Genomic DNA, 21,443 nt, shown 5'->3' on the forward strand with positions numbered 1-21,443 from the left:
GGCTGCCGCCAGCATTCCGTCAGCTCGTCGGCGCGGGCGTGGCGCGCGGGCCGTCAGCCCGCGCCGCCGAACACGTCGCGCAAATCGACCGCACCCTGCGCGGGGCGGTCCAGCATCCTCAGTTCCACGTGCTGCAGGTGATGCGCCATCAGCTTCGCCGCCCGCGCGGCATCGCCGGCTTCGAGCGCCGCGACGATCTCGGCGTGATCGTCGAACGAGCACGCGTTGCGACCGTGCGCCTCGTAGAGCGCCGACATCAGCGTCGAACGCGCCACCAGCCCGTTCAGGCAATCGCACAGCGTGCCGTTGCCGGTCAACGCGGCGAGCGCCGTGTGGAACTCGCCCGACAACCGGATCCACGCGGCGAAATCGCGCCGCTCGAACGCATCGCGCTCGCGCTCGATACCGCTCGCGATGCCCTTCAGGCGCTTCGCGCCCGGTCCCGTCGCCAGCCGTTCGACCACCGCCAGCTCGATGATCCGCCGCAGTTCGAACACCTCGTGCACCTCTTGCAGCGACGGGCTGGCGACGAACGCACCGCGGTTCGGCTCGAGATCGACGAGCCGGTCCGTCGCCAGCAGCGCGAGCGCCTGCCGGATCGGGCCGCGCTTCACGCCGAACACGTCGCACAACTGCGCCTCGGTCAGCTTCGCGCCCGGCGCGAGCCGATGCTCGAGGATCGCAGTGCGGATCCGTTCGGCAATCGCTTCCGGCGTCAGCGCCGGCGCTGCGGTTTCCTGCTTGGTCATGTTTGCTATCTCGTTATGTTCGTCATGCTAGGGCGGACATAAATATTGTCAACAATTTATCCCGCCGATTTTGCACGATTGTCGACCATTGAAACGCGCCCAAACGGTGCGAGTGCGTCAAAATCGTGCACCCACAAGGATCTCATGCAAACCAGTCAAGACTTCCGCTCTCGACCGATCGAATATTTTGTCAACAATCCATGCGCAACGATGGAGCATGCCGCTCTCGAAGTCGCCTCGAATGCTGGACCGTTAGTTGCGATTTTGGATATAAAAAAAGGCGGATCCCCGCCTTTTGCCGCGCGCTGTCGCGTCGATTCCTATCGGGCCAGCACCGGATAGTCGGATATCGACAGCCGGAACCCATGTTCGTTGGCAACGAGCTGCGCCTGCCCGCCTACCGGCAGCGTGACCATGTCGGGCACGTGGCCGAACTGCAAGCCCGTCACGATCGGGATGCCGATCGTCTCGCGCACCTGGTCGATCATCGCCTGCATGTCGTAGCCGTTGTCGTAGTCGAACGCGCGCGCGCCGGTGAACTGCCCGAGCACGAGCGCCTGCTGGCGCGCCAGGATGCCGGCGTAATGGAGCGTGTAGATCATCCGTTCGATGCGAAACGGCTGCTCGTTCACATCCTCGATGAACAGGATGCCGCCCTCGATTTGCGGCATGTACGGTGTGCCGACCAGCGAGGCCAGGATCGCGAGATTGCCGCCCCACAACGTGCCCGCCACGTTGACCGCCTGCTGTTGCGGGGCATCGCCGAGGATCGTGGTGGTGGGTTGCGAAAGCGTCGACCAGAACTGCGTCATGGTGAATTCGCTCGGCCTCACGGCGCCGAAATCGGCCGACAGCATCGGGCCGCCGAAGCTTTTGACGCCCGATTTGGCCAGCAGCGCGAGCTGGATCGCCGTGAAATCGCTGTGGCCGCATAGCGCGACAGGCTGGTCGCGCAGGCGTTCGAGCGCGCGGTAGTCGAGGCGTTCGAGGATGCGCGCCGCGCCCGAGCCGCCGCGCACCGCCAGGCCGATGTCGGGCAGCGGCTGCGACCGGTCGCCGAGGCGGTTCAGATCGTCGGCGCGCTCGGCGTCAGTGCCGGCGAAGCGCTGGTGGCGCCGCTGCGTGGCGGCCAGGTTCTGCACCACGTGATGCTGATCGCCGAAACGTTCGATCGCGCGCTGGATTGCAGCCGGATCGTGCGGGTAACCGGACGGCCCGAGCAGTCGGATGGTGCGCGGCGAGAGAGAGGTGGAAGCCATCGGTCGCGTATCGAAAAAGGGGACAGCCCGGTTAGAGCCGGGCGATGACGACTGGTTCAGTCGGCCGTGGAGGCGCTGTCGTGGTCGTGATCGTAGCCGCAACCGCAGGCCTTGCCGTCCGGCTGCGCCGCCACGTCGGCATTGGCCGCCTGTCGCGCCTCGCGCGCCGCCCGGCGGCGTTCGGCAAAGAACGTGCGCAGCGCATCGCCGCACGCGTCGGCGAGCACGCCGCCCGTCACGGTCGCGTGATGGTTCAGTTGCGGATTGGCGAACGCGTCGATCACGCTGCCGCACGCGCCCGTTTTCGGATCGGCCGCGCCGAACACCACGCGGGCGATCCGCGCATGCATGATCGCGCCCGAGCACATCAGGCACGGTTCGAGCGTCACGTAGAGTTCGCAGCCCGGCAGGCGATAGTTGCCGAGCGCTTGCGCAGCCGCGCGCAAGGCGGCCATTTCGGCGTGAGCCGACGGATCATGGCCGCCGATCGGATGATTGAAGCCGCGTGCGATCACCTCGTCGCCGCGCACGATCACCGCGCCCACCGGCACCTCGCCCGCAGCACGCGCCTGTTCGGCCGCTTCCAGCGCCATGCGCATGTAGTAGCGGTCGCGTTCCGCGGCCGGGTCGACAGCGACAGCGACAGCGACAGCGGGAGCGGGAGCGGGAGCGGAAAGATCCGTGGAATCGGGCACAACGGGAAGATCGTCGGAGGTGGCGCGCGCGTCGCGCGCCGGAGGGAATGCGCTGCTCACGCGGCCCCCGCTTCGCCGGCGCCATCGTCGAGCACGCGCTCGGACAGGCGTTCGGCAATGCGGCGGCAGTATTCGCGCGGCACGACCAGCGGGCCGCCGCGCAACGATTCGAGAGCCATGTCGAGGGCCAGCATCTTGGCCTGCAGGCGGCACCGCGTGGCGCGATCGCTGACCGCGCGCATTTCGTCCTGCAGGTGGCACAAGGCGCGAAGCTGCTCGAGCGCGGGCGGGGCAAAGCCCGCGTGCTTCAGGATCCGATTGGCCATCTGCACCTCGGCCGGGACGAGCAGACCGTCATCCAGTTCCGTCGGCGCACCGGTTCCCGGCAGGTCGTTGAACTCCCCACGCGCAGCGGCAGCGGCAATACGTTGTTCGACCAGGGCGTCAAGCAGTCTCATTCGAGCAATTCAAGGCAATGCGGCCTGGCGATTCTAACAGGGGATCGGGCAACTGCCAGCCCTCTGGAGCAAATGCTCGATTGCCGCACTCGCCCATTGACGAAAGCCGTTATGCTGGCCCGGATTGTCACGGCGTGGCCGGCAGATCCGGCCGGCCGCGCCGCCGGACCGTATTGAGGAGGAAATTGCCGTGCGCAGTGCAATTCGAACAGGGCTTGTCCTGGCCGCCGCCGTGCTTCTGCTGGGCTTGAGCGGCTGCGGCGTGTTTTGCAGCGGGGCCGGCACCAACGGCTGGGCCGGGGGGCATGCGGAACGACGATGCGTTTCTGACCCCATGACGGAGGCCGCGGCAGCAGCGGGCGCCTCGGGCTTGGGGCGCGACCAAAATCGCGACAATGCGCCGCAGTTCATGCATCACCTCATGCCGTCGTCCCCGCCCTCATCCAGCCGGGCATGCGCCCCGCTCCCGCCGCCCGGCCTCAGCGATTGACCAGCGCCAACCCGGCCGGCAGATAACGGTCGCCCGCCACGCCGATCTCGGCCAGCACCGCGTCGAGCTTCGCGACATCGTCGTCGCCCAGCACCAGATCGGCCGCGCCGAGGTTGTCTTCCAGATACCGCCGGCGCTTGGTGCCCGGAATCGGCACGATGTCGTCGCCTGCGCGCAACACCCACGCCAACGCCACCTGGGCCGCCGTCACGCCGCGCGCCGCCGCGATCGCCTGCACGGCCTGGGCGATCCGCAGGTTTGCGTCGAAATTCTCGCGCTGGAAACGCGGGTCGTTGGTCACGCGATAGTCGCGCTCGCCGATCTCGTCGAGCGATTTCACTTGGCCCGTCAGGAACCCGCGCCCGAGCGGGCTGAACGGCACGAGGCCGATGCCCAGTTCGCGCAGCACCGGCAGCACGTTCGCCTCGAGATTGCGCTCCCAGATCGAATACTCGCTTTGCAGCGCCGATACCGGCTGCACCGCGTGCGCGCGGCGGATCGCGTCCTCGCCCGCTTCCGACATGCCGAAAAATCGCACCTTGCCTTCCGCGATCAGGTCGCGCACCGCGCCGGCCATGTCTTCCACCGGCACGGCCGGATCGACACGATGCTGGTACAGCAGATCGATATGGTCGGTGCGCAGCCGCTTGAGCGAGCCGTGCACCGCCTCGCGGATATGTTCGGGCCGGCTGTCGGTACCGCTCTGCTTGCCTTCCGGCGAGATGCGGAAGCCGAACTTGGTCGCGATCGTCACCTCGTGACGGCGCCCTTCGAGCGCGCGGCCGAGCAGTTCCTCGTTGGTGAACGGCCCATACACCTCCGCCGTATCGAGAAACGTGCAGCCGAGCTCGATCGCGCGATGCAGCGTGGCGATCGATTCGGCGTCGTCGGGCGTGCCGTAGGACTGGCTCATGCCCATGCAGCCCAGCCCGATCGTCGACACTTCAAGGCCTTGTCGGCCCAGCTTGCGTTGTTTCATTGCGGATTCCTCGTGGGTTGAGCAGTGTCGTGCCGGCCGGCAATGGCGCGCAATCGCTCAACGCAGGCCCAGGTAATCCATCTTGCCGAGCGGCACGCCGTTGTGACGCAGGATGTCGTAGGCCGTCGTCACGTGGAAATAGAAGTTCGGCAGCACGAACGTCGACACGTAGCTCAGGCCCGTGAATTCGAGCGCACCGCTGCGCAGCGGCAGCGTGACGGCGCGCGTGGCCGCATCGGCGAACTGCGCGGCGTCGACCGATTCCGCGAACGCGATGGTCTTGGCGATGCGCTCGCGCAGCTCGGCGAAGCTTTGTTCGGTATCGGGAAACGACGGCACGTCGATGCCGGCCAGGCGCGCCACGCAGCCTTTCACGGCGTCGGTGGCCACCTGCACCTGGGCCGACAGCGGCAGCATGTCCTCGAACAGGCGGGCCGTGGTCAGCGTGGCGGGATCGATGCCCTTCTCGCGCGCGTGCGCCTCGCCCTTGTCGAGGATCTTCGACAGGTTGCGCAGGCCGCGCACCAGCGCGGAAATGGAAACGTCGTACAGGGAAACGGACATGGGAGCTCCTGACTGGGTGGGGTGCATCGATGCGCCGGCTTCGCGGCGTTCGATCGCAAGCTTAATGCGATTCGCCGATCGCCGCAGACATCGGGCGATCGGCGCACCAAGCGGGAACGAATCTGCACGCTTTTCGTAACGACGGCGCAAGCCGGGCGCCGATTGTTCGCGATCGGCGCACGCAGGACGCCGCGGCGCTCAGGGCGACGGCCAGTTCACGCCCGTCAACGCCTCCGATACCGTCCAGAGCCTGGCGGCCACGGCCTCGTCGCGCGCCTCGGCGCCCACCTTTGCCGGGCCGACCGGCCCGAGCAGCTCGAAGCGGTGTTGAGGCCCGTAGTAGCCCGCGCGGTCCGCATCGGGCGAGGTCGCCGCGAACAGCGTCGGCAGCGCGCCGTCCGCCGCCGATTGCGAGATCCACGGATACGACTGCGCCATCAGCCAGCGCAACAGCGCGCTGCGCCCCGTCGCGCCGAGGTTCGGGCCGGCGCTCTGCAAACCGGTGCGCGCGAAGCCCGGATGCGCCGCCGTCACATGCAGCCCCCAGCCGGCCGCATCGCTGCGCCGCTGCAACTCGAACGCGAACATCAGGATCGCGAGCTTCGACTGCGCATAGGCCTGCCACGGCGCATAGCGGCGAACCCATTGCAGGTCGTCGAAATGAATCGCGGCGCGCAAGCGGTGTGCCCCGCTGCTGACGATCACCACGCGCGGCGCCGGAGCCGCGCGCAGCATCGGCAGCAGCAGGCCGGTCAGCGCGAAATGCGACAGGTAGTTGGTGCCGAACTGCAGCTCGAAGCCGTCCGCCGTGGCGTGACGCACGGGCGGCGTCATGACCCCGGCGTTGTCGATCAGCAGATCGAGCGCCGGATGCCGCGCCGTCAATTCGGCCGCGAAGCCGCGCACCGCATCGAGGCTGGCCAGATCGACGCGCCGGTATTCGACCTCGGCGCGCAGATGCGCCGCGCGAATCGCCCGCAACGCGGCCGCGCCCTTCGCATCGTCGCGGCCGGCCAGCAGCACGCGCGCGCCCGCGCCGGCCAGCGCGAGCGCCGTCTCGTAGCCGATGCCGCCGGTCGCGCCGGTCACCACCGCGAATCTGCCTTGCTGGCTCGGGATGTCGCGCACGCTCCAGTTCATGACGAGGCCTTCAGGGAGTCGAGTCCGTCGGGCAGATCAGCATCGGCGAAGTGCGTCGACAGCGACGTGTCGCGCCAGCGCGCGGCTTGTTCGGCGCGCAGCGTCTCGGCCTGCTCGCAGACGAACAGCGCATCGCCGCCGAGCAGCAGCCGCATCGGCACGTCGTCGCGGCGCGACAGCTCGACGATCAACGCCGCGATCCGGGCCGGGTCGCCCATTTCACGGCCCGCGTAACCGTTGAGCAGGTTCAGGATCTTGCCGACCGACGCCTCGTAGTCGGGCAGCATCGCCGGTGTCGCCTGCTTGGCCCGGTCGGCCCACTCGGTGCGCATGCCGCCCGGCTCCAGCGTGCAGACGCGCACGCCGAACGGCGCGGCCTCGTGGCCGACCACGTCGCTGAAGCCCCCCACCGCCCATTTCGCGGCCTGATACGCCGACATCCCCGGCGCCGCGCTGCGCCCGCCCACCGACGACACCTGGAAGATATGGCCCGCGCGCTGCGCGCGCATCACCGGCAAGGCCGCGCGCGTCAGGTTGACCACGCCGAACAGGTTGGTTTCCACCTGCGCGCGGAAATCGTCCGCGCCCATCTGCTCGAACGGCACCATGTGACCGTAACCGGCGTTGTTGACGAGCACGTCGAGCCGGCCGAACGATTCGCCTGCGACGGCCACGGCGCGCTGCGCGGCCGCCTCGTCCGTCACGTCGAGTTCGACCACGCGCAGACGATCGCCGTGGCGCTCGGCGAGATCCGCCAGGCGCGACGGCTCGCGCACCCCGGCCACCAGCCGATCCCCCGCCGCCAACACGGCTTCCGAAATCGCACGACCCAGGCCGCGCGCCGCTCCCGTTACCAACCAGACCTTCGACATGATTTGCTCCTCGATAAAAATGAATGATTACTCACTCATTAAATAACGCGATGCGACGACCGAAATCGGTCGCGCCGCCGTCGCGCGTGATGGCGATCAGTGCGCCTGCAAGGCCGCCCAGATCGCCCGAAAACCGGCTTCGCGGTACGCCTCCTGCTGTTCGGGCTCGCGCGCGATGCTGTCCATCGTGACCTCGGCCATCGACGAAAACAGCGCGCCGCAAAAATTCATGACCTGCTCGTCCGACAGCCCGCTCATGCCCGACAGGCATTCGCGAAACATGTCGCGCACCGCGCCGAACCCGCTCGCGCCGGCCACGCGGTTCGCTTCCTCGATGTTCGCGCCCACCTCGAGCTGGCGCAGCGCGCGCCGCCCGTCGGGATGCGTCACGCCCCACCCTACAAAGGCATTCCAGGCATGGCGAGCACGCCGCTCGACGCTGTCCCCATGCGGAAATGCGCCCATCATCGCCGAGCGCAGGCCGTCCTTCAGATGCAGGTACAGCGCGTTCAGCAGCGCATCCTTGGTGTCGAAATAGGTGAACACCGTGCCTTCGGCCACCCCGGCCAGCCGCGCGATGCGCGCCGTGGTGGCAGCCGCGCCGTGCTCGGCCAGCGCGCGCGCGGCGGCATCGAGAATCGCTTCCTGTTTGTCGGCACTGCGAGGACGGGCCAAAACCGTGCACCTATAAATGAGTGATTGCTCAATCATAGATAAACACGCAGCCACGCACAAGAGAAATTTCCCTTTGATGCATCGCAATGCGTCCCTTTAACCGGTTTCGGCCGGTCGAGCGTGTTTAGCGCGTCGCCGCGCAACACACGACGCGACGGGCCTTCGCGGCTCGCCCGGGCCACCCACGTGAAATTCGTGCAGCATGCCGGTGCGCGAAGTCGCGCAAAACCGGGCACACTTAGCGTTTTCCGCAGCACCGCGGCGCAACATGCGCCGTCCGTTCAACGCTCATCGACTTGACCCGCGAACCCACCACCCATGACCCACCCCACCTCCCAAGCCGCAAAAGAATCGCCCGTCGACATGATCATCTTCGGCGGCGGCGGCGACCTCGCCGCCCGCAAGCTGCTGCCCGCGCTCTTCATGGCGCACCTGCACGGCAATCTGCCGGCCGAAACGCGCATCATCGCGGTCGGCCGCCGTGACTGGGGCATCGACGGTTACCGCAAGTTCATGGAAGAGCAGTCGCGTCCGTTCATCGACGAAAAAGCCTTCGACGCGCAAGCGTGGAGCCGCTTCCTCGACCTGTTCCAGTACGTGCTGATCGACGTGAACGCCGCCGCCGACTACCAGCGCCTGGCCGAAGCCTCGCGCGACGAGGCGATCCGCGTGTTCTACCTGTCGACCTCGCCGGAGCTGTTCACGACGATCTGCGACAACCTCGACACCGCGAAGCTGCTGAACGCCGCCTCGCGCGTGGTGCTCGAAAAGCCGCTCGGCCACGATCTCGCCTCGGCGCAGGCGATCAACAACGACGTCGGCCGCCATTTCGCGGAATCGCAGATCTACCGGATCGACCACTACCTCGGCAAGGAAACGGTGCAGAACCTGATGGTGCTGCGCTTCGGCAACCCGATCTTCGGGCCGCTCTGGCAGGCGCCGTATATCCGCAGCGTGCAGATCACGGTGGCGGAAACGGTGGGCGTGGGCAGCCGCGCCGGCTTCTACGACCACACCGGCGCGCTGCGCGACATGGTGCAGAACCACCTGCTGCAACTGCTCTGCATCGTCGCGATGGAGCCGCCCGTGTCGCTCGACCCCGATGCCGTGCGCGACGAGAAGCTCAAGGTGCTGCGCTCACTGCGTCCGATGACGCCGGCCGACATCGCGCGCGACACGGTGCGCGGCCAGTACGCGGCCGGCGCGGTGGACGGCAAGCCGGTCAAGGGCTATCTCGAGGAAGACAACGTGCCGCCGAACAGCCGCAACGAAACCTTCGTCGCGCTGCGCGCCCACATCAACAACTGGCGCTGGGCCAACGTGCCGTTCTTCCTGCGCACCGGCAAGCGGCTGCAAAAGCGGCAATCGGAGATCGTCATCGAGTTCGCCGACCTGCCGTTCTCGATCATCCCCGACGGCCCGCGCCACTACAGCAACCGCCTAGTGATCCAGTTGCAGCCCGAGGAATCGATCCAGTTGCAGATGCTCGCGAAGGAGCCGGGCAGCGGCATGAACATGGTGCCGGTGAGCCTCAACCTCGATTTGCAGCAGGCGATTCCGGAGCGCCGCGCCGAAGCGTACGAGCGCCTGCTGATCGACGTGATCCGCGGCCGCCTCACGCACTTCATGCGCCGCGACGAACTCGAAGCGGCCTGGACCTGGGTCGAGCCGATCCTCGAAGGCTGGCAGCAGCCGGGCGATCGGCCGCGCCTCTATACGGCGGGCACGTTCGGGCCGGCCGCGTCGTCGGCGCTGCTCGCGCGCGACAACATGTCGTGGGCCGAGGAGGCCTGAGCACGCGGGGTCACACGCGGCTTCGTCACGCATGAAAAAGCCGGCTGCGAATGGGCAGCCGGCTTTTTTTCGTCCTGGGGTTTTTGAACGCACATCAGGCGATCACTTCGCGCCGCGTGCGCCCTCGCCCGGCAGGATCAGGCGCTCGGGAATGCTGCGCGACGACGCCCGCGCACCGATGTAGTACAGCAGCGCCGGCACCGCGAGGCCGAGTATCCAGGAGATGTCGGTGCCACCCAGCGCATCGACGAGCGGGCCGGTGTAGAAGCCCGTCGAGATGAACGGCATCTGCACGAGAATGCCGACCGCGTAGACGCTGATCGCCATGCCGTTCCAGCGGCCATAGCGGCCGTCGGGGTTCGACAGCGCCGGCACGTCGTAGCGCGAGCGCGTGAAGACGTAATAATCGACCAGGTTGATCGCGCTCCACGGCGTGAAGAACGCCAGCAGGAACAGGATGAACGACGTGAATTCCTTCAGGAACGCGTGGCGGCCGGCGATCGCGAGCGCCGTCGACACGGCCACCATCGCAAGGATGTAGGCGAGCCGCCGGCCGTGCGACAGCGTGCGCTGGCCGCGAAAGCCGCTGACGATGGTCGCCATCGACATGAAGCTGCCGTAGGCATTGAGCGTGGTGACGGTGACCTTGCCGAACGCGATGCTGAAGTACAGCAGCCCGGCCACGGCGCCCGTCGAACCGAGCCCGACGATGAACGCCACCTCGTGATGCGCGAACTGCGCCCCGGCCAGCGCCGCCGCGAACACGCCGAACACCATCGCGGCCTGCGCGCCGATCACCGAGCCGAGGCCCACCGCGAGAAACGTGGCCGGCGAGGATGTCGAGCGCGGCAGGTAGCGCGAATAGTCGGCCACGTACGGGCCGAACGCGATCTGCCACGACGCCGACAAGGACATCGACAACAGGAAGCTGGCGATCGAGAAATGCCGGTTCGCCAGCAGCAGCCCGATGTCGTGCTGCGCGAACAGGCGCGCGAACATGAACACGAACGCCACCACGCCGATCACGCCGGCGATGCGGCCGATCAGGTGGATCGTGCGATAGCCGAGGATCGTCAGGATCACGATGCAGATCGCGAACAGCACGATGCCGGCCACGTCGCCCACGCCCAGCAGTTGCGCGACGGCCGCCCCGGCCAGCACCGAACCGCTGGCCGAAAAGCCGACGTACATCAGGCAGACCAGCACCAGCGGAATCGTCGCGCCGTACACGCCGAACTGCACGCGGCTCGAGATCATCTGCGGCAGCCCCAGTTGCGGCCCCTGCGCGCCGTGCAGCGCCATCACCGCGCCGCCCACCAACTGGCCGAGCAGCAGCGCGATCAGCGACCAGAACACGTCGCCGCCCAGCACCACGGCCAGCGCGCCAGTGACGATCGCCGTGATCTGCAGGTTCGCCGACAGCCACAGCGTGAACTGGCTCGCGAGGCTGCCGTGACGCTCCGCGTCGGGAATGAAATCGATCGATCGCGTTTCGATCAACGCGCCGTTGCCACGGCCCTCTCTCTGGTTCGCCACGTATTGCGCTCCGGTTGGTATCGCCGACGACGCGCGGCGGCGGATGGGCTCGATGGCCCATGCTCGCATCTTCTTGTATAGACATCCTGGCAGACATCGGGAATTACCCCGCATCGCCTTTGGGCTGCTTCATGCACGCATCTCAACCAGCCAAATTTGAATAGTCAACCTGGGCAATGAAAATCATCGTGCGCCGCCACTGTAACCACGGCGGCCCGCGCAGCGAATTGACGGCGTCGAACACCACCACAACCCCCGATCATGTCCGTCCACTTTTCCTGCACGATGTGCGGCCGCTGCTGCCATGACCTGCGCCTGCCGCTCGCCGTTGACGAAGCGATCACCTGGCTGTCGCGCGGCGGCGAGGTGCAGCTGTTCTGCGACGCCGTGCCCTGGCCCGAGGAGCCGCCCGCCGACAACCTGCTCGCGCAGCACCGGCGGCGGCGTTCGTTCGCGGCGCACTGCGGCACGCTGCCGGTGCGCGTGGCGGTCACGCTGGTGGCCGCGTTCGCCGGGCCGTGCCCGCACCTGCGCGCCGACATGGCCTGCGGCGCCTACGAGCAGCGTCCGCGCGTGTGCCGGATCTATCCGGCCGAATCGCACCCGGCGCTGGCGCTCGACCCGGCCTCGAAGGCCTGCCCGCCCGAGGCGTGGTCGGCCGACCGGCCGGTGCTGATGACCGAGGGCCGGTTGGTCGATGCCGCCACCGCCGAGCTGATCGCGCAATCGCGCGAGGCCGACCAGCGCGACCGCCTCGCCAAGGCCTACCTGTGCGCGCAACTCGGCTACGACACGGCCGCGCTCGCCAACGAGGGCTTCGCCGTGTATTCGCCGGCGCGCGAGGCCTTGCGCGCCGCGCTCGAAGCCGCGCAACTGGCGGCCTCGCACAGCGACGGCAGCGCCGAGCCGCATTCGCCGTATCCGTGGCGCTACGTGACGAACCGCGCCTCGACGCTCGCAACGCTGCTGTCGATCGACGCGCCGGCGCGCCTGACCGATACGGCGCCGGCCGGTGACGCCCCCGCCTATCTGGGATTCTTCGATGCCGAACCGCCCGAACCGTCCGAACCGTCCGAACTGTCCGAACCGCCGCGGGCCTGATCGAGCAGCCGGCGTCAGGTGTTCAGCACCGCCAGCGCCGGCTGCTTCGCGACGCTCGGCCGCGCCAGCATCCGTGCGAGCCAGCCGCGCAGCGCGATGCACGCTTCCGGCACCGGCAGCTTCACGATCGCCGCGAACACGAGGCCGCCGATCACGGTGATGTCGGCCATCGAGAACGCGTCGCCGGCCACGAACGGCCGATCCCGCAGCACTTGGTCGAAGTAATGCATGCCGCGCACGGCCTTGTCGCGCTGCCGGAAGCCCCATTCGGCGTTCTGATACAGCTCGACATCCGGCCCCAGGCCCGGCGTGCCGTGGTGGAAATACACGCTGACCGCGTCGAGCAGCTCGATCTCCGCGCGCTTGCTCATCATGTGGATCACGCCCTTCTCCAGCGGCGTGGTGCCCGTCAGCGCGGGCTCGCCGTCGAGCGCGTCGAGGTATTCGGTGATCGCCGTGCATTCGGCGATGCAGGTGCCGTCAGCCAGTTCGAGCACCGGCAGCGTGCCCGAATAGTTCTTGTCCGCGATGAACGCCGGACGTTTGTGCTCGCCCTGATAAAGATCGACTCGCTCGAAGCGCACCTGCGCTTCGAGCTGCTTTTCGGCGACCGCGATGCGTACGCGGGCCGGATACGGCCCGGTCGCGAAATCGTGGATCGTCATGACGGCGCGGGTGTCCGCAGCGGCGTGAATGGGTTCGATGCTCATGGATTGCCTTTCGATGGAGGGGTTTCGACACGCAATCGGCGAACGGATGATGCTTCGATCGTCGACCACTACCTAACGTTCGTTAGGTTAATGGCAAAGCGTGCGATACGCAACCTCAATCACTTCGGTGTGCGAAGGTAGCCGGCACGGATCTTGGCGCTTGCTCCATCGGCAAGGCGCGAGCCGCGCCTTGCCGATGGCCAGTCAAGGCTTGAGCAGGCCGAGCCGGATCAGGCTGTCGGCCGTGGCGATGATCGCGTCCTCGCTCGACCGCGGCCGCCAGCCGAGCAGCCGGATCGCCTTGGCGCTCGTGGCATTCATGTCGCGGCCGAGCAGCGTCGCGATACCGCGCATGGCCGGGTTCCGCCGTGCCGCCAGGCGCACCACCCAATTCGGCAGCTCGCGCGCCGACACTTTGCCGGCCGCCGCGCCCATCCGGCGGCGCAGCACCTCGGCCACCTCGCGCATCCACAGGCTGTGGCCCGCGATCGCGAGAAAGCGCTCGCCGTTGGCGGCCGGATGGAGCATCGCGAGCACGTGCAGGTCCGCCACGTCGCGCACGTCGACAAAGCCGCAATTGATCTTCGGGCAGGCGCGCTGGCCGTCCAGCATGTTGGTGATGGTGCGGATCGAGTGCGAGTAGTCGGGGCCGAGCACCGGCCCCATCACCGCCGTCGGATTGACCGCCGACAGTTCCATCCCGCCGCCCTCTTTCGCGATGAAATCCCAGGCCGCGCGCTCGGACAGCGTCTTCGACTTCTGATACGGCCAGACCTTGCCCGACAGGTTGCTCCAGTCGCGCTCGTCGAACGGGCGGCTCAGTTGCGCATGCCCCGCGCAGATCGCGCCGAACGCCGACGTCAGCACCACCCGCTTGACGCCCGCGTCGCGCGCGGCGCGCAACACGCGCAGGTTGCCGTCCACGGCAGGCCGGATCCAGTCGTCCTCGGTGGCATGGTTGCCCGATGGCGTGGGCGACGCGCCGTGCAGCACGTAGTTGCAGCCGGCCGCTGCCTCGGCCCAGCCGCGGTCGTCGCCAAGGTCGGCCATGGCGAAGCTCAGGCGCTCGCCCGGCTGCGCGCCGCCTTGCTCGAGGTTGCCGAGCACTTCCGCCTCGCGCCCCGGCGAGCGGATCGTGGTGCGCACGCGATAGCCTTCGCGCAACAGCGCGAGGATGCAATGCTGCGCGATAAACCCGGTGCCGCCGGTGACGAGTACCGTTGTGTCGTTCATGCCGATGTCCTGATTGAGCAAAGCCTCAGCTTAGACAGCGGCACTCGGACCGTGAATAATTGAAAGTGCGATTTACTTGCGCGATAGTACGAGAATGAGCACCGATCCCTTTTCCGACATCCTCAAGTTCACCAGCGCCGAATCGATCGTGACCGGCGGTTTCACGGCGGGCGGCCCGTGGGCGCTGCGCTTTCCCGCGCCCGACAAGATCAAGTTCTTCGCGGTCGTGAAGGGCCGCTGCTGGGTCCGCATCGACGGCGAACCGGCACCGGTGCGGTTCGACACCGGCGACGTCGGCCTGCTGTCGGCCAGGCGCGCGTTCGTGCTCGCGAGCGACCCCGATCTCGAACCGCTCGATGCGATGAGCGTGTTTTCCGGCGCGGGCCGCAACAGTCTGCAATTGGGCGACGGCGCCGATTTCGCGCATCTCGGCGGCCACGTGCTGCTCGATCCGGCCAGCGGGCGCTTGCTGGCCGACGTGCTGCCGCCGTGGATTCATGTGCCGGCCGCGTCGCCGCAGGCCAGCGCGTTTCGCTGGCTGCTCGATCAACTGGTGGAAGAACGCACGGCCGAGCAGCCTGGCGGCCAACTGGCGACCGCGCAACTCGCGCAGTTGTTGTTCATCCAGATCCTGCGCGCACACCTGAAAACGTCGGACGCGATGCCGGCCGGATGGCTGCGGGCGCTGGGCGACCCGCGCATCGCCCCGGCGCTGCGCCTGATGCACGGCGAGCCGGCGCGCGCGTGGCATCTCGACGAACTGGCCAAGGCGTGTGCGATGTCGCGCACGAGCTTCGCGTTTCACTTCAAGGCGGTGGTCGGCACCGCGCCGCTGACCTATCTGACCGAATGGCGCATGCGTCTGGCGGAGCGGGCGTTGCGGGAGGAGAACCGGCCGGTGGCGGTGCTGGCGGAATCGCTCGGGTATGCGTCGGAGAGTGCGTTCAGCAACGCGTTCAAGCGCGTGACCGGGAGTTCGCCGCGAGCGTATCGGTTGGGGGTTCGGGGGTGATCGGCGCTTGCCGGGCGGTGCAAGCCAACGCGCCGCATCGAGGTGGGCCCGATGCGGCGCGTTGGCTGGATACGCCATGAGGGGCCCCATCGCTCGACGCGCTGCCCCAACAACATCAATCGATGCGCACGCCGGTAAGCTGTTCGCTCAATTGCCAAAGCCGCCCTGCCGCTACCGCGTCCATCGCCCGAGGACGCACGCCATTCAGCGCCTCCGAGTCGTCGGACGGGAGCGCACGAGCAATGTCGCAGTCTGCGCAGTAAACCCCGCCCATGCCGTCGAGCCTCGCGCTCGTCGCGCACCAGACGCTCGTCGCAGCACCTTGCTGCGGCGTCTTCTTGTTGTTTTCCGGATCGATGATCGGCCGGCCTTCCTTGTCGATGTAGTCCTGGGCTTCAAGCGCTTCCCTCGGCATGTGACGAACCAGGTCCGTGATGATGCCGCCCGGATGAACGGAAAACGCGCGCACCCCCGAGTGCTTGCCGATCGCGTCCAGCGCCACGGAGAACAGTGCATTGGCCGTCTTGGCCTGGCCGTAGGCCACCCACGGGTCGTAGTCTCGGCGTTCGAAGTTCACGTCGTGGAAATCGATGCCGGCCCGACGATGGCCATAGGAACTCAGTGCAATCACGCGCGCCTGCCCGGCGCGGACCAGCGCCGGCCACAGGCGGCAGGTCAGTTGAAAGTGGCCGAGGTGGTTCGCCGAAAACTGGGATTCATATCCGCGCGCGTCGCGTGCGAGCGGCGGCCCCATGACGCCGGCATTGTTCACGAGGATATCGACGGCATCCGTCGAATCGAGGACATGTTCGGCGAAACGGTCGATGGATGCCGGATCGAGCAGATCCATCGGCTGCAACACCACATCGGGCATGCCGTTCAAGGCGGCCCGCGCCTTCACGAGATCGCGCGCCGGCACGAACACCTTGGCGCCGGCGGCCCGGAACGCCTTGACGGTTTCGATACCGATGCCGGAATAGCCGCCGGTGACGACGGCGCATTTGCCGGTCAGGTCGATGCCGCGGATGACCTCCTCGGCGGTGGAAGCGGCTCTGAAGCCCGAGCCAATGGGCGATTGCGGGGTAGACATGCTGGATCTCCAAGAGTGACATCCGCATGCTAATGTTCTGAAACAGTACTTATAAGCCGCATTCGTTCATTTTTTATACGCAATCGTTCAAACCTGATGATCGACCCGCTATCCGATCTGCTGGATTTTCTCCAAGCCCGCTGCGACCTGTCCGGACGATTGGTGGCGGGCGGCACTTGGGCGCGACGCTTCGGCACGATGGGCTCGATCAAGTTCTGCGCCATCACGGAAGGCCGTTGCTGGTGTTTCATGGAAGGCCTGCCCGACGAACCTCGCCAGCTTGCGGCGGGCGACATCCTGGTCATGAGCGGCACGCATACCTTGGTGCTGGCCAGCGCCCCGGCACGGATCTCCGGCGCGACGGCCATGCCGCTCGCCCGGGACGACGACGGCGCCTATCGCCTTGGCCACGGAAGCGACTTCACCATGTTGAGCGGCCTGGTGCAGATCGACGCCGACCGGCAAGCGCTGCTCCTGAGCGGCCTGCCGCCGCTGATCCACGTGAGCCGGGCCACGGAGGCGGCCGCGCCGATTTCATGGCTGATCGCGCAATTGGTTGCGGAAACGCAGCCCGGCAGCCGGCCTGGCCAGGCCACCGTGATCTCCGGGCTGGCGCAACTGCTGTTCGTGCAGACGTTGCGGGCCTATCTAGCGCACGCACCGCATGACGACCGGGGCTGGTTGAAGGGTTTCGGCGACGCTCGCCTGTCCGTCGCGCTGCGCTGCATCCACGGCGATCCGGCTCGAAACTGGAACCTGGAGGCGCTGGCGAAAGAGGCCGGGATGTCGCGAACGTCGTTCGCGGTTCGGTTCCGCGAGATGATGGGCGTGCCGCCCCTGACCTACCTGACCCAGTGGCGCATGCACCTGGCGCGGCGCGCGATTCGGGCGGGCGTGTCGACAGCGGAGGCGGCGGCGGCCGTGGGATATTCGTCCGAAAGCGCGTTCAGGAGCGCGTTCAAACGTGTGATGGATGTGGCGCCGGGGCAGTATCGGCGAACGGCGGAGGTGGGAGACGCTTGAGCGGATGGCGGGTCAGCCGTTTGAACTCGCCGTCCGCCGTCATTGCGCGTGGTCGATAAAAACGCGTCGATCAAAGGCAACGCATTCCGTCACGGCACGATCGCAAAAACACGCGCCGGAAAGCCGGAACCATGCTTCGGCTTCGGCCACGTTGCGACGATGAGCGCCCCCGCTTCAGGCACCGCATCGAGATTCGCCAACAGTTCGATCTGCCAATGATCCTGGTCGAGCACATAGCGTTCGAGCGAACCGTCACCGCGGCTGATCGCGAGGCCGCCATCGGTGTCCAGCGTCTCATGCCCGCAGGCCGTGGCGCCGCGCGCCTCGAAGATATGGCGCAGCGCTGCGAGGGTCCAGCCGGGGAAATGCGCCACGCCCTGCGCGTCGCGATTCGAGAACTTCTCGCGATCCGGCCAGCGCGACGACCAGCCGCTGTGCTTGGCAACGAATGCCCCGCGCGGCATCACACCGTGACGCGTTTCCCAACGCAGCACGTCGTCGATCGACAGGCAATAATCCGCGTCGGCGGCAACCTGCTCGCGAATGTCGATGACGACCAGCGGCAGGATCATCTCGCGCACCGGAATCTCGTCGAGAAACCGGCGGCCCGCCACGAAGTGCGCGCCCGGATCGACGTGCGTGCCCCACTGGCCGACAAAACTGTAGCGATGCGCAAGAAACCCCTGCCCCATCGAACCCCGCGCGGGCGCGTGGTCGTACAGCACCGTGCGCGTCTCGGGCTCGAAGAACGGCGAATGCGGAATCGATGCGTCGAACGCGTGGGTCAGGTCCACGAACCGGCACGCGTGCAACTGCCCCAGCAGTGCCCAGAGGTCGAGCGCCATGCGTTTCAGATGCGCTCGAGGTTGGTGCGCGTGCGCGCGTTGACGACATTGCCGGTATTGATGGTCGTCTTCGGCTCGAGCAGCAGGCAATGCACTTCGTCCGTCACGGCTTCCGGGCAGTGCTCGGTGCCCTTCGGCACGATCAGGTATTCACCCGCTTCGATCACGATATCGCCGCCGTTTTCGGCGTGCAGCTTCATGCGCAGCGTGCCCTTCACCACGAAGAACAGTTCGTCCTCGTGATCGTGATGATGCCAGTTGAACGTACCGCTGAATTTGGCGAACTTGATCTGCGACTCGTTGATGTCGCCACCGATCCTGGGCGACCAGTATTCGCTGAAAGCCGAGAATGCGGCCGCGACATTGACCTTGTTCAGTTTCATGCCGTCACTCCTTCGATCTGGAAAATGGTGTCGATCTGCGCCGGCAGCAGGCGCTTGACGAACGTACCCTGAAACAATGCGCTGCCCACCGTGAAACCCCAAGTTTTCGCATCGATCATGGCCTTGACGCGCATTTCGCCGTCGATGCTGCCGGCCGCAATGACGGGAACCGTCACGGCTTGCGTGACGCGCCGCGTCAACTCGGCCGGGTCGCCTTTGCCCGTGAAGCGGTAAGCGAGCAGATCGAGCCCGTGTACACCGGGCATGGCCGCAATGCGACGCGCGTCCTCGACGATCTCGTCCATCGTACCCTCGAGCACGGTCGGGTGCCCGACCGTGCGGCCGGCAAACGGAAAGTACCGGATCGACGAGCCGCGCAGCATGGCCAGCGCATCCTCGACGTGACGACCGCCGAGCAGATAGTCGACGCCGATATCGAGCGCAGCCTGGATCGATTCGCGTTCGCTGTCACGGCTCGTCGCAACGACTTCGAGCATGACCTTGCGGCCATCGGCCCGGATCCGTTGCGCCAGTTGCTTGAGCGAGGCGACCGGCAGGCCGATATCCTTGAAACCGACAAAGTGAACGGGGCTGTCGCGCAGGCTGTCGTAGACCGCCAGCGCATCGGGAACGGTGGCATCGTTCTCCGTGAGCATCAGAATGAAATGGGAGGACATGTCGGACTCCTTGATAAATGACTCACACCCGCGAACGAGCGAATTGATGGGCGGTTTGAAGTGCGACCTGCAAACTTGCGGGGTCGGCGACCCCCTTGCCGGCGATGTCGAACGCCGTGCCGTGATCCGGGCTCGTCCGCACGAACGGCAGGCCGACGGTAATGTTCACGCCGTCTTCGACGCCCGCCAGCTTGACCGGGATCAGCCCCTGGTCGTGGTACTGCGCCACCACGATGTCGAAGCGGCCACGGCGTGCGTTCATGAACACCGTGTCGCCCGGCCAGGGGCCGCTGGCATCGATGCCTTCCGCCAGGGCACGCTGGATGGCCGGCGCGATGATGTCGAGGTCCTCGCGGCCGAACAGCCCTCCCTCGCCGGCATGAGGGTTCAGGCCCGCCACGGCAACCCGCGGGCGTTCGATGCCGAGCTCCGTCATCGCACGATGCGCGAGCCGGATGATGCGCAATTCGCTCTCGACGGACAGCCTTGAAATCGCGTCGCGCATCGAGCAGTGAACCGTCACGAGAATCGTGCGCAACGTGGGATTCACGAGCATCATCGCGTAGTCGCGCGTGCCGGAAAGATCCGCGAGCATCTCCGTGTGCCCCGGATAAGGAACGCGAGCCGCGGCAAGCGCTTCCTTGTGAATCGGCGCGGTACAGATGCCCGCGATCTCGTGCTTCATCGCCAGATCGATCGCTGCGCGGATCGCGCCGAATGCGGCTTCGCCGGCCAGCGCACTGATCGCGCCCAGCGGCAGGTCGGCAGGCAGCGGTTCGGCGCCCGGCACGCGCAGCACGTCGAGCGTGCCCGGGCGCGGTGCGATGCCCGACACCGAATCCGTCTCGCGGATTTCGAGCGGCAACCCGAGCGCGGCCGCCGCGCGCCGCAGCACGCCCGCATCGCCGACGGCAAACGACGGATAGTCGGCGATAAACGCGCTGTTCGAGAATGTCTTGACGACAATTTCAGGCCCAATGCCGGCCGCGTCGCCCATCGTCACGGCGATCAGTTTCTGTTTCATGCTCTTGCTCCAGTCAATGCGTCGATGCAGGCGAGCAGTGCGTCGTCGTCGCCAAAACCACCGGCCTTCGTAATCATCGGGAAGCGGCCTTTCGAGGTGCGAACCTCGACCAGCGGCACGCCCGGCAGGATTTCGCGATGGACACGCAGCGACACGGCAGGCAGGGCATCGACAATGCGTCTGGCCGTTTCACCGCCCGTGACGACCAGGCCATCGCACGCGCCATCGGAAATGAGGTGGGTGACCTGCTTCACCAGGTCGCACAGTGCCGCTTCGGTCAACGCGGCGTCGAACAGGCGATCACTGCCGGTAGCCAGCACGTTGATCGGGCGGCGTTCGCGCGCCACGATCAGTTGGCGACGCGAACGCGGATTGAGGCTGCCGACAACCAGCCAGGGCGCATCGCAGGGCAAGGCCGCAGGTCGAGGAATCGGCTCGGGCTGCGGCAGCGCACGGGCGAGCGCGCGCAGCAATCCCGTGGAACCGGCGAGCAACACGTCTCGTGCGCCGGCGAACATGCCGACCAAGGCGTCGAGATCATTCTCGACACGCGCATCCATCACGACGGCGTCGTGCTCTTCGAGCAGGGCTTTCGCTTGCGCGGCGTCGCGTGCGATGACAACCGGCAAACCCTGCGCGAGAAACAGCGCAGGCACGTTGGACTCCCGAACCGGCAAGGTCGGGTCTCTCCCGAATGCGGTTTCATGGACGGGAATGCCGTCGACAAGTACCCGGCCAGCCTCCGTCGTGCGTCCTGCCGACGGGAACGCCGGCGCGATCAGCAACTTGCGGCGGCCCGATGCGGCGCGGGCGCTCAGGCAGTCTTCGGCGACACGCCCGCGCAACGTCGAATCGAACTGCAGCACCAGCACGTCCGCATCGCGCCAGGCACGCGCCGCATCGGCTACCGGGTCGCCGGCCGCGACGTGTTCGCGCGTATCCGTGTCGAGGCTGACGACCGCGGTCGCCCCCACCGCTCCGGCCTGTTCCGGCCGCAGCAGCGCGGCCGTATCCCAGCCTCGTTCGGCAAAACAGGCCGTGCCGTCGAGCGCGCTCGTGAAGTCGTCAGTGATGATGCGAATCCGCATGGAAATTCCGCGTTGTCTTTGGTTCTTGAATTTTGACGTTTTTCAT

At 67.0% G+C, this 21,443-nt stretch carries 22 protein-coding genes; 4 read left to right on the forward strand and 18 right to left on the reverse strand.

From position 1 onward, the window contains the following. Window positions 1-53: 53 nt before the first annotated feature. From AB4850_RS24550 to AB4850_RS24590, 9 genes are all read right to left on the reverse strand, one after another. Window positions 54-749 (reverse strand): GntR family transcriptional regulator, encoded by a 696-nt coding sequence (locus tag AB4850_RS24550; protein ID WP_414442093.1) that lies wholly within the window; start codon window positions 747-749, stop codon window positions 54-56. Window positions 750-1,069: 320 nt separating this feature from the next. Further along, entirely contained in the window at window positions 1,070-2,008 is a 939-nt protein-coding gene (gene ldcA / locus AB4850_RS24555) for a muramoyltetrapeptide carboxypeptidase (RefSeq protein WP_414442094.1), read from the reverse strand. A 56-nt stretch (window positions 2,009-2,064) separates the two neighbouring features. Then, a complete protein-coding gene (tadA, locus tag AB4850_RS24560) occupies window positions 2,065-2,763 on the reverse strand; it encodes a tRNA adenosine(34) deaminase TadA (protein WP_414442095.1) in 699 nt (232 codons plus the stop codon). Next, entirely contained in the window at window positions 2,760-3,161 is a 402-nt protein-coding gene (locus AB4850_RS24565) for a DnaJ family domain-containing protein (protein WP_414442096.1), read from the reverse strand. Before AB4850_RS24565 ends, tadA begins: the two co-directional genes overlap by 4 nt. A gap of 479 nt (window positions 3,162-3,640) precedes the next feature. Beyond that, entirely contained in the window at window positions 3,641-4,630 is a 990-nt protein-coding gene (locus AB4850_RS24570; protein WP_414442097.1) for an aldo/keto reductase, read from the reverse strand. 57 nt (window positions 4,631-4,687) lie between these two features. After that, complete coding sequence (locus AB4850_RS24575; protein WP_414442098.1) at window positions 4,688-5,194, reverse strand: DUF1993 domain-containing protein; 507 nt, start codon at window positions 5,192-5,194, stop codon at window positions 4,688-4,690. A gap of 198 nt (window positions 5,195-5,392) precedes the next feature. Further along, window positions 5,393-6,334, reverse strand: coding sequence for an oxidoreductase (locus tag AB4850_RS24580; protein ID WP_414442099.1), 942 nt, complete (start codon window positions 6,332-6,334; stop codon window positions 5,393-5,395). Further along, a complete protein-coding gene (locus AB4850_RS24585; protein WP_414442100.1) occupies window positions 6,331-7,206 on the reverse strand; it encodes an SDR family NAD(P)-dependent oxidoreductase in 876 nt (291 codons plus the stop codon). The genes AB4850_RS24580 and AB4850_RS24585 overlap by 4 nt, the downstream gene beginning before the upstream one ends. Window positions 7,207-7,302: 96 nt before the next feature. Next, complete coding sequence (locus tag AB4850_RS24590; RefSeq protein WP_414442101.1) at window positions 7,303-7,881, reverse strand: TetR/AcrR family transcriptional regulator; 579 nt, start codon at window positions 7,879-7,881, stop codon at window positions 7,303-7,305. A gap of 318 nt (window positions 7,882-8,199) precedes the next feature. On the opposite strand from AB4850_RS24590, the gene zwf reads away from it, so the two are divergent. Next, complete coding sequence (gene zwf, locus AB4850_RS24595) at window positions 8,200-9,675, forward strand: glucose-6-phosphate dehydrogenase (protein ID WP_414442102.1); 1,476 nt, start codon at window positions 8,200-8,202, stop codon at window positions 9,673-9,675. A 102-nt stretch (window positions 9,676-9,777) separates the two neighbouring features. Here the strand turns inward: zwf and AB4850_RS24600 are convergent, their stop codons facing one another. Continuing rightward, on the reverse strand, window positions 9,778-11,175 hold the full coding sequence (locus AB4850_RS24600) for a purine-cytosine permease family protein (RefSeq protein ID WP_414445603.1): 1,398 nt from the start codon (window positions 11,173-11,175) through the stop codon (window positions 9,778-9,780). A 297-nt stretch (window positions 11,176-11,472) separates the two neighbouring features. On the opposite strand from AB4850_RS24600, the gene AB4850_RS24605 reads away from it, so the two are divergent. Beyond that, window positions 11,473-12,312, forward strand: a complete 840-nt coding sequence (locus AB4850_RS24605) for a YkgJ family cysteine cluster protein (RefSeq protein ID WP_414442103.1) — start codon at window positions 11,473-11,475, stop codon at window positions 12,310-12,312. A gap of 14 nt (window positions 12,313-12,326) precedes the next feature. On the opposite strand, the gene AB4850_RS24610 is transcribed toward AB4850_RS24605, so the two are convergent. Together AB4850_RS24610 and AB4850_RS24615 are read right to left on the reverse strand one after the other, a co-directional pair. Further along, window positions 12,327-13,022 (reverse strand): glutathione S-transferase, encoded by a 696-nt coding sequence (locus AB4850_RS24610; protein ID WP_414442104.1) that lies wholly within the window; start codon window positions 13,020-13,022, stop codon window positions 12,327-12,329. Window positions 13,023-13,226: 204 nt separating this feature from the next. Then, window positions 13,227-14,255, reverse strand: coding sequence for an SDR family oxidoreductase (locus AB4850_RS24615; RefSeq protein WP_414442105.1), 1,029 nt, complete (start codon window positions 14,253-14,255; stop codon window positions 13,227-13,229). A 55-nt stretch (window positions 14,256-14,310) separates the two neighbouring features. Between AB4850_RS24615 and AB4850_RS24620 the strand changes: the two genes are divergently transcribed. After that, complete coding sequence (locus tag AB4850_RS24620) at window positions 14,311-15,267, forward strand: AraC family transcriptional regulator (RefSeq protein WP_414445604.1); 957 nt, start codon at window positions 14,311-14,313, stop codon at window positions 15,265-15,267. Between the two features lie 115 nt (window positions 15,268-15,382). Here the strand turns inward: AB4850_RS24620 and AB4850_RS24625 are convergent, their stop codons facing one another. After that, window positions 15,383-16,357 (reverse strand): oxidoreductase, encoded by a 975-nt coding sequence (locus tag AB4850_RS24625; RefSeq protein ID WP_414442106.1) that lies wholly within the window; start codon window positions 16,355-16,357, stop codon window positions 15,383-15,385. 96 nt (window positions 16,358-16,453) lie between these two features. Between AB4850_RS24625 and AB4850_RS24630 the strand changes: the two genes are divergently transcribed. Next, a complete protein-coding gene (locus AB4850_RS24630; RefSeq protein ID WP_414442107.1) occupies window positions 16,454-17,380 on the forward strand; it encodes an AraC family transcriptional regulator in 927 nt (308 codons plus the stop codon). An 89-nt stretch (window positions 17,381-17,469) separates the two neighbouring features. Here AB4850_RS24630 and AB4850_RS24635 read toward each other — a convergent pair whose 3' ends face one another. Genes AB4850_RS24635 through AB4850_RS24655 form a run of 5 tightly spaced genes read right to left on the reverse strand, consistent with a single transcriptional unit; the run spans window position 17,470 to window position 21,397 of the window. Next, on the reverse strand, window positions 17,470-18,225 hold the full coding sequence (locus AB4850_RS24635; protein ID WP_414442108.1) for a cyclase family protein: 756 nt from the start codon (window positions 18,223-18,225) through the stop codon (window positions 17,470-17,472). 5 nt (window positions 18,226-18,230) lie between these two features. After that, window positions 18,231-18,608, reverse strand: a complete 378-nt coding sequence (locus AB4850_RS24640; protein WP_414442109.1) for a cupin domain-containing protein — start codon at window positions 18,606-18,608, stop codon at window positions 18,231-18,233. Next, on the reverse strand, window positions 18,605-19,285 hold the full coding sequence (locus AB4850_RS24645) for a 4-hydroxythreonine-4-phosphate dehydrogenase (protein WP_414442110.1): 681 nt from the start codon (window positions 19,283-19,285) through the stop codon (window positions 18,605-18,607). Before AB4850_RS24645 ends, AB4850_RS24640 begins: the two co-directional genes overlap by 4 nt. Before the next feature lie 22 nt (window positions 19,286-19,307). Beyond that, window positions 19,308-20,309, reverse strand: coding sequence for a 4-hydroxythreonine-4-phosphate dehydrogenase PdxA (pdxA, locus tag AB4850_RS24650; RefSeq protein ID WP_414442111.1), 1,002 nt, complete (start codon window positions 20,307-20,309; stop codon window positions 19,308-19,310). Continuing rightward, the gene (locus AB4850_RS24655; protein ID WP_414442112.1) at window positions 20,306-21,397 is read right to left on the reverse strand and encodes a four-carbon acid sugar kinase family protein; all 1,092 of its coding nucleotides are present in this window, start codon (window positions 21,395-21,397) and stop codon (window positions 20,306-20,308) included. Before AB4850_RS24655 ends, pdxA begins: the two co-directional genes overlap by 4 nt. Window positions 21,398-21,443: the final 46 nt, after the last annotated feature.

Origin of the sequence: Burkholderia sp. 22PA0106 (genome assembly GCF_047497155.1) — a bacterium.
Classification (GTDB): domain Bacteria; phylum Pseudomonadota; class Gammaproteobacteria; order Burkholderiales; family Burkholderiaceae; genus Burkholderia.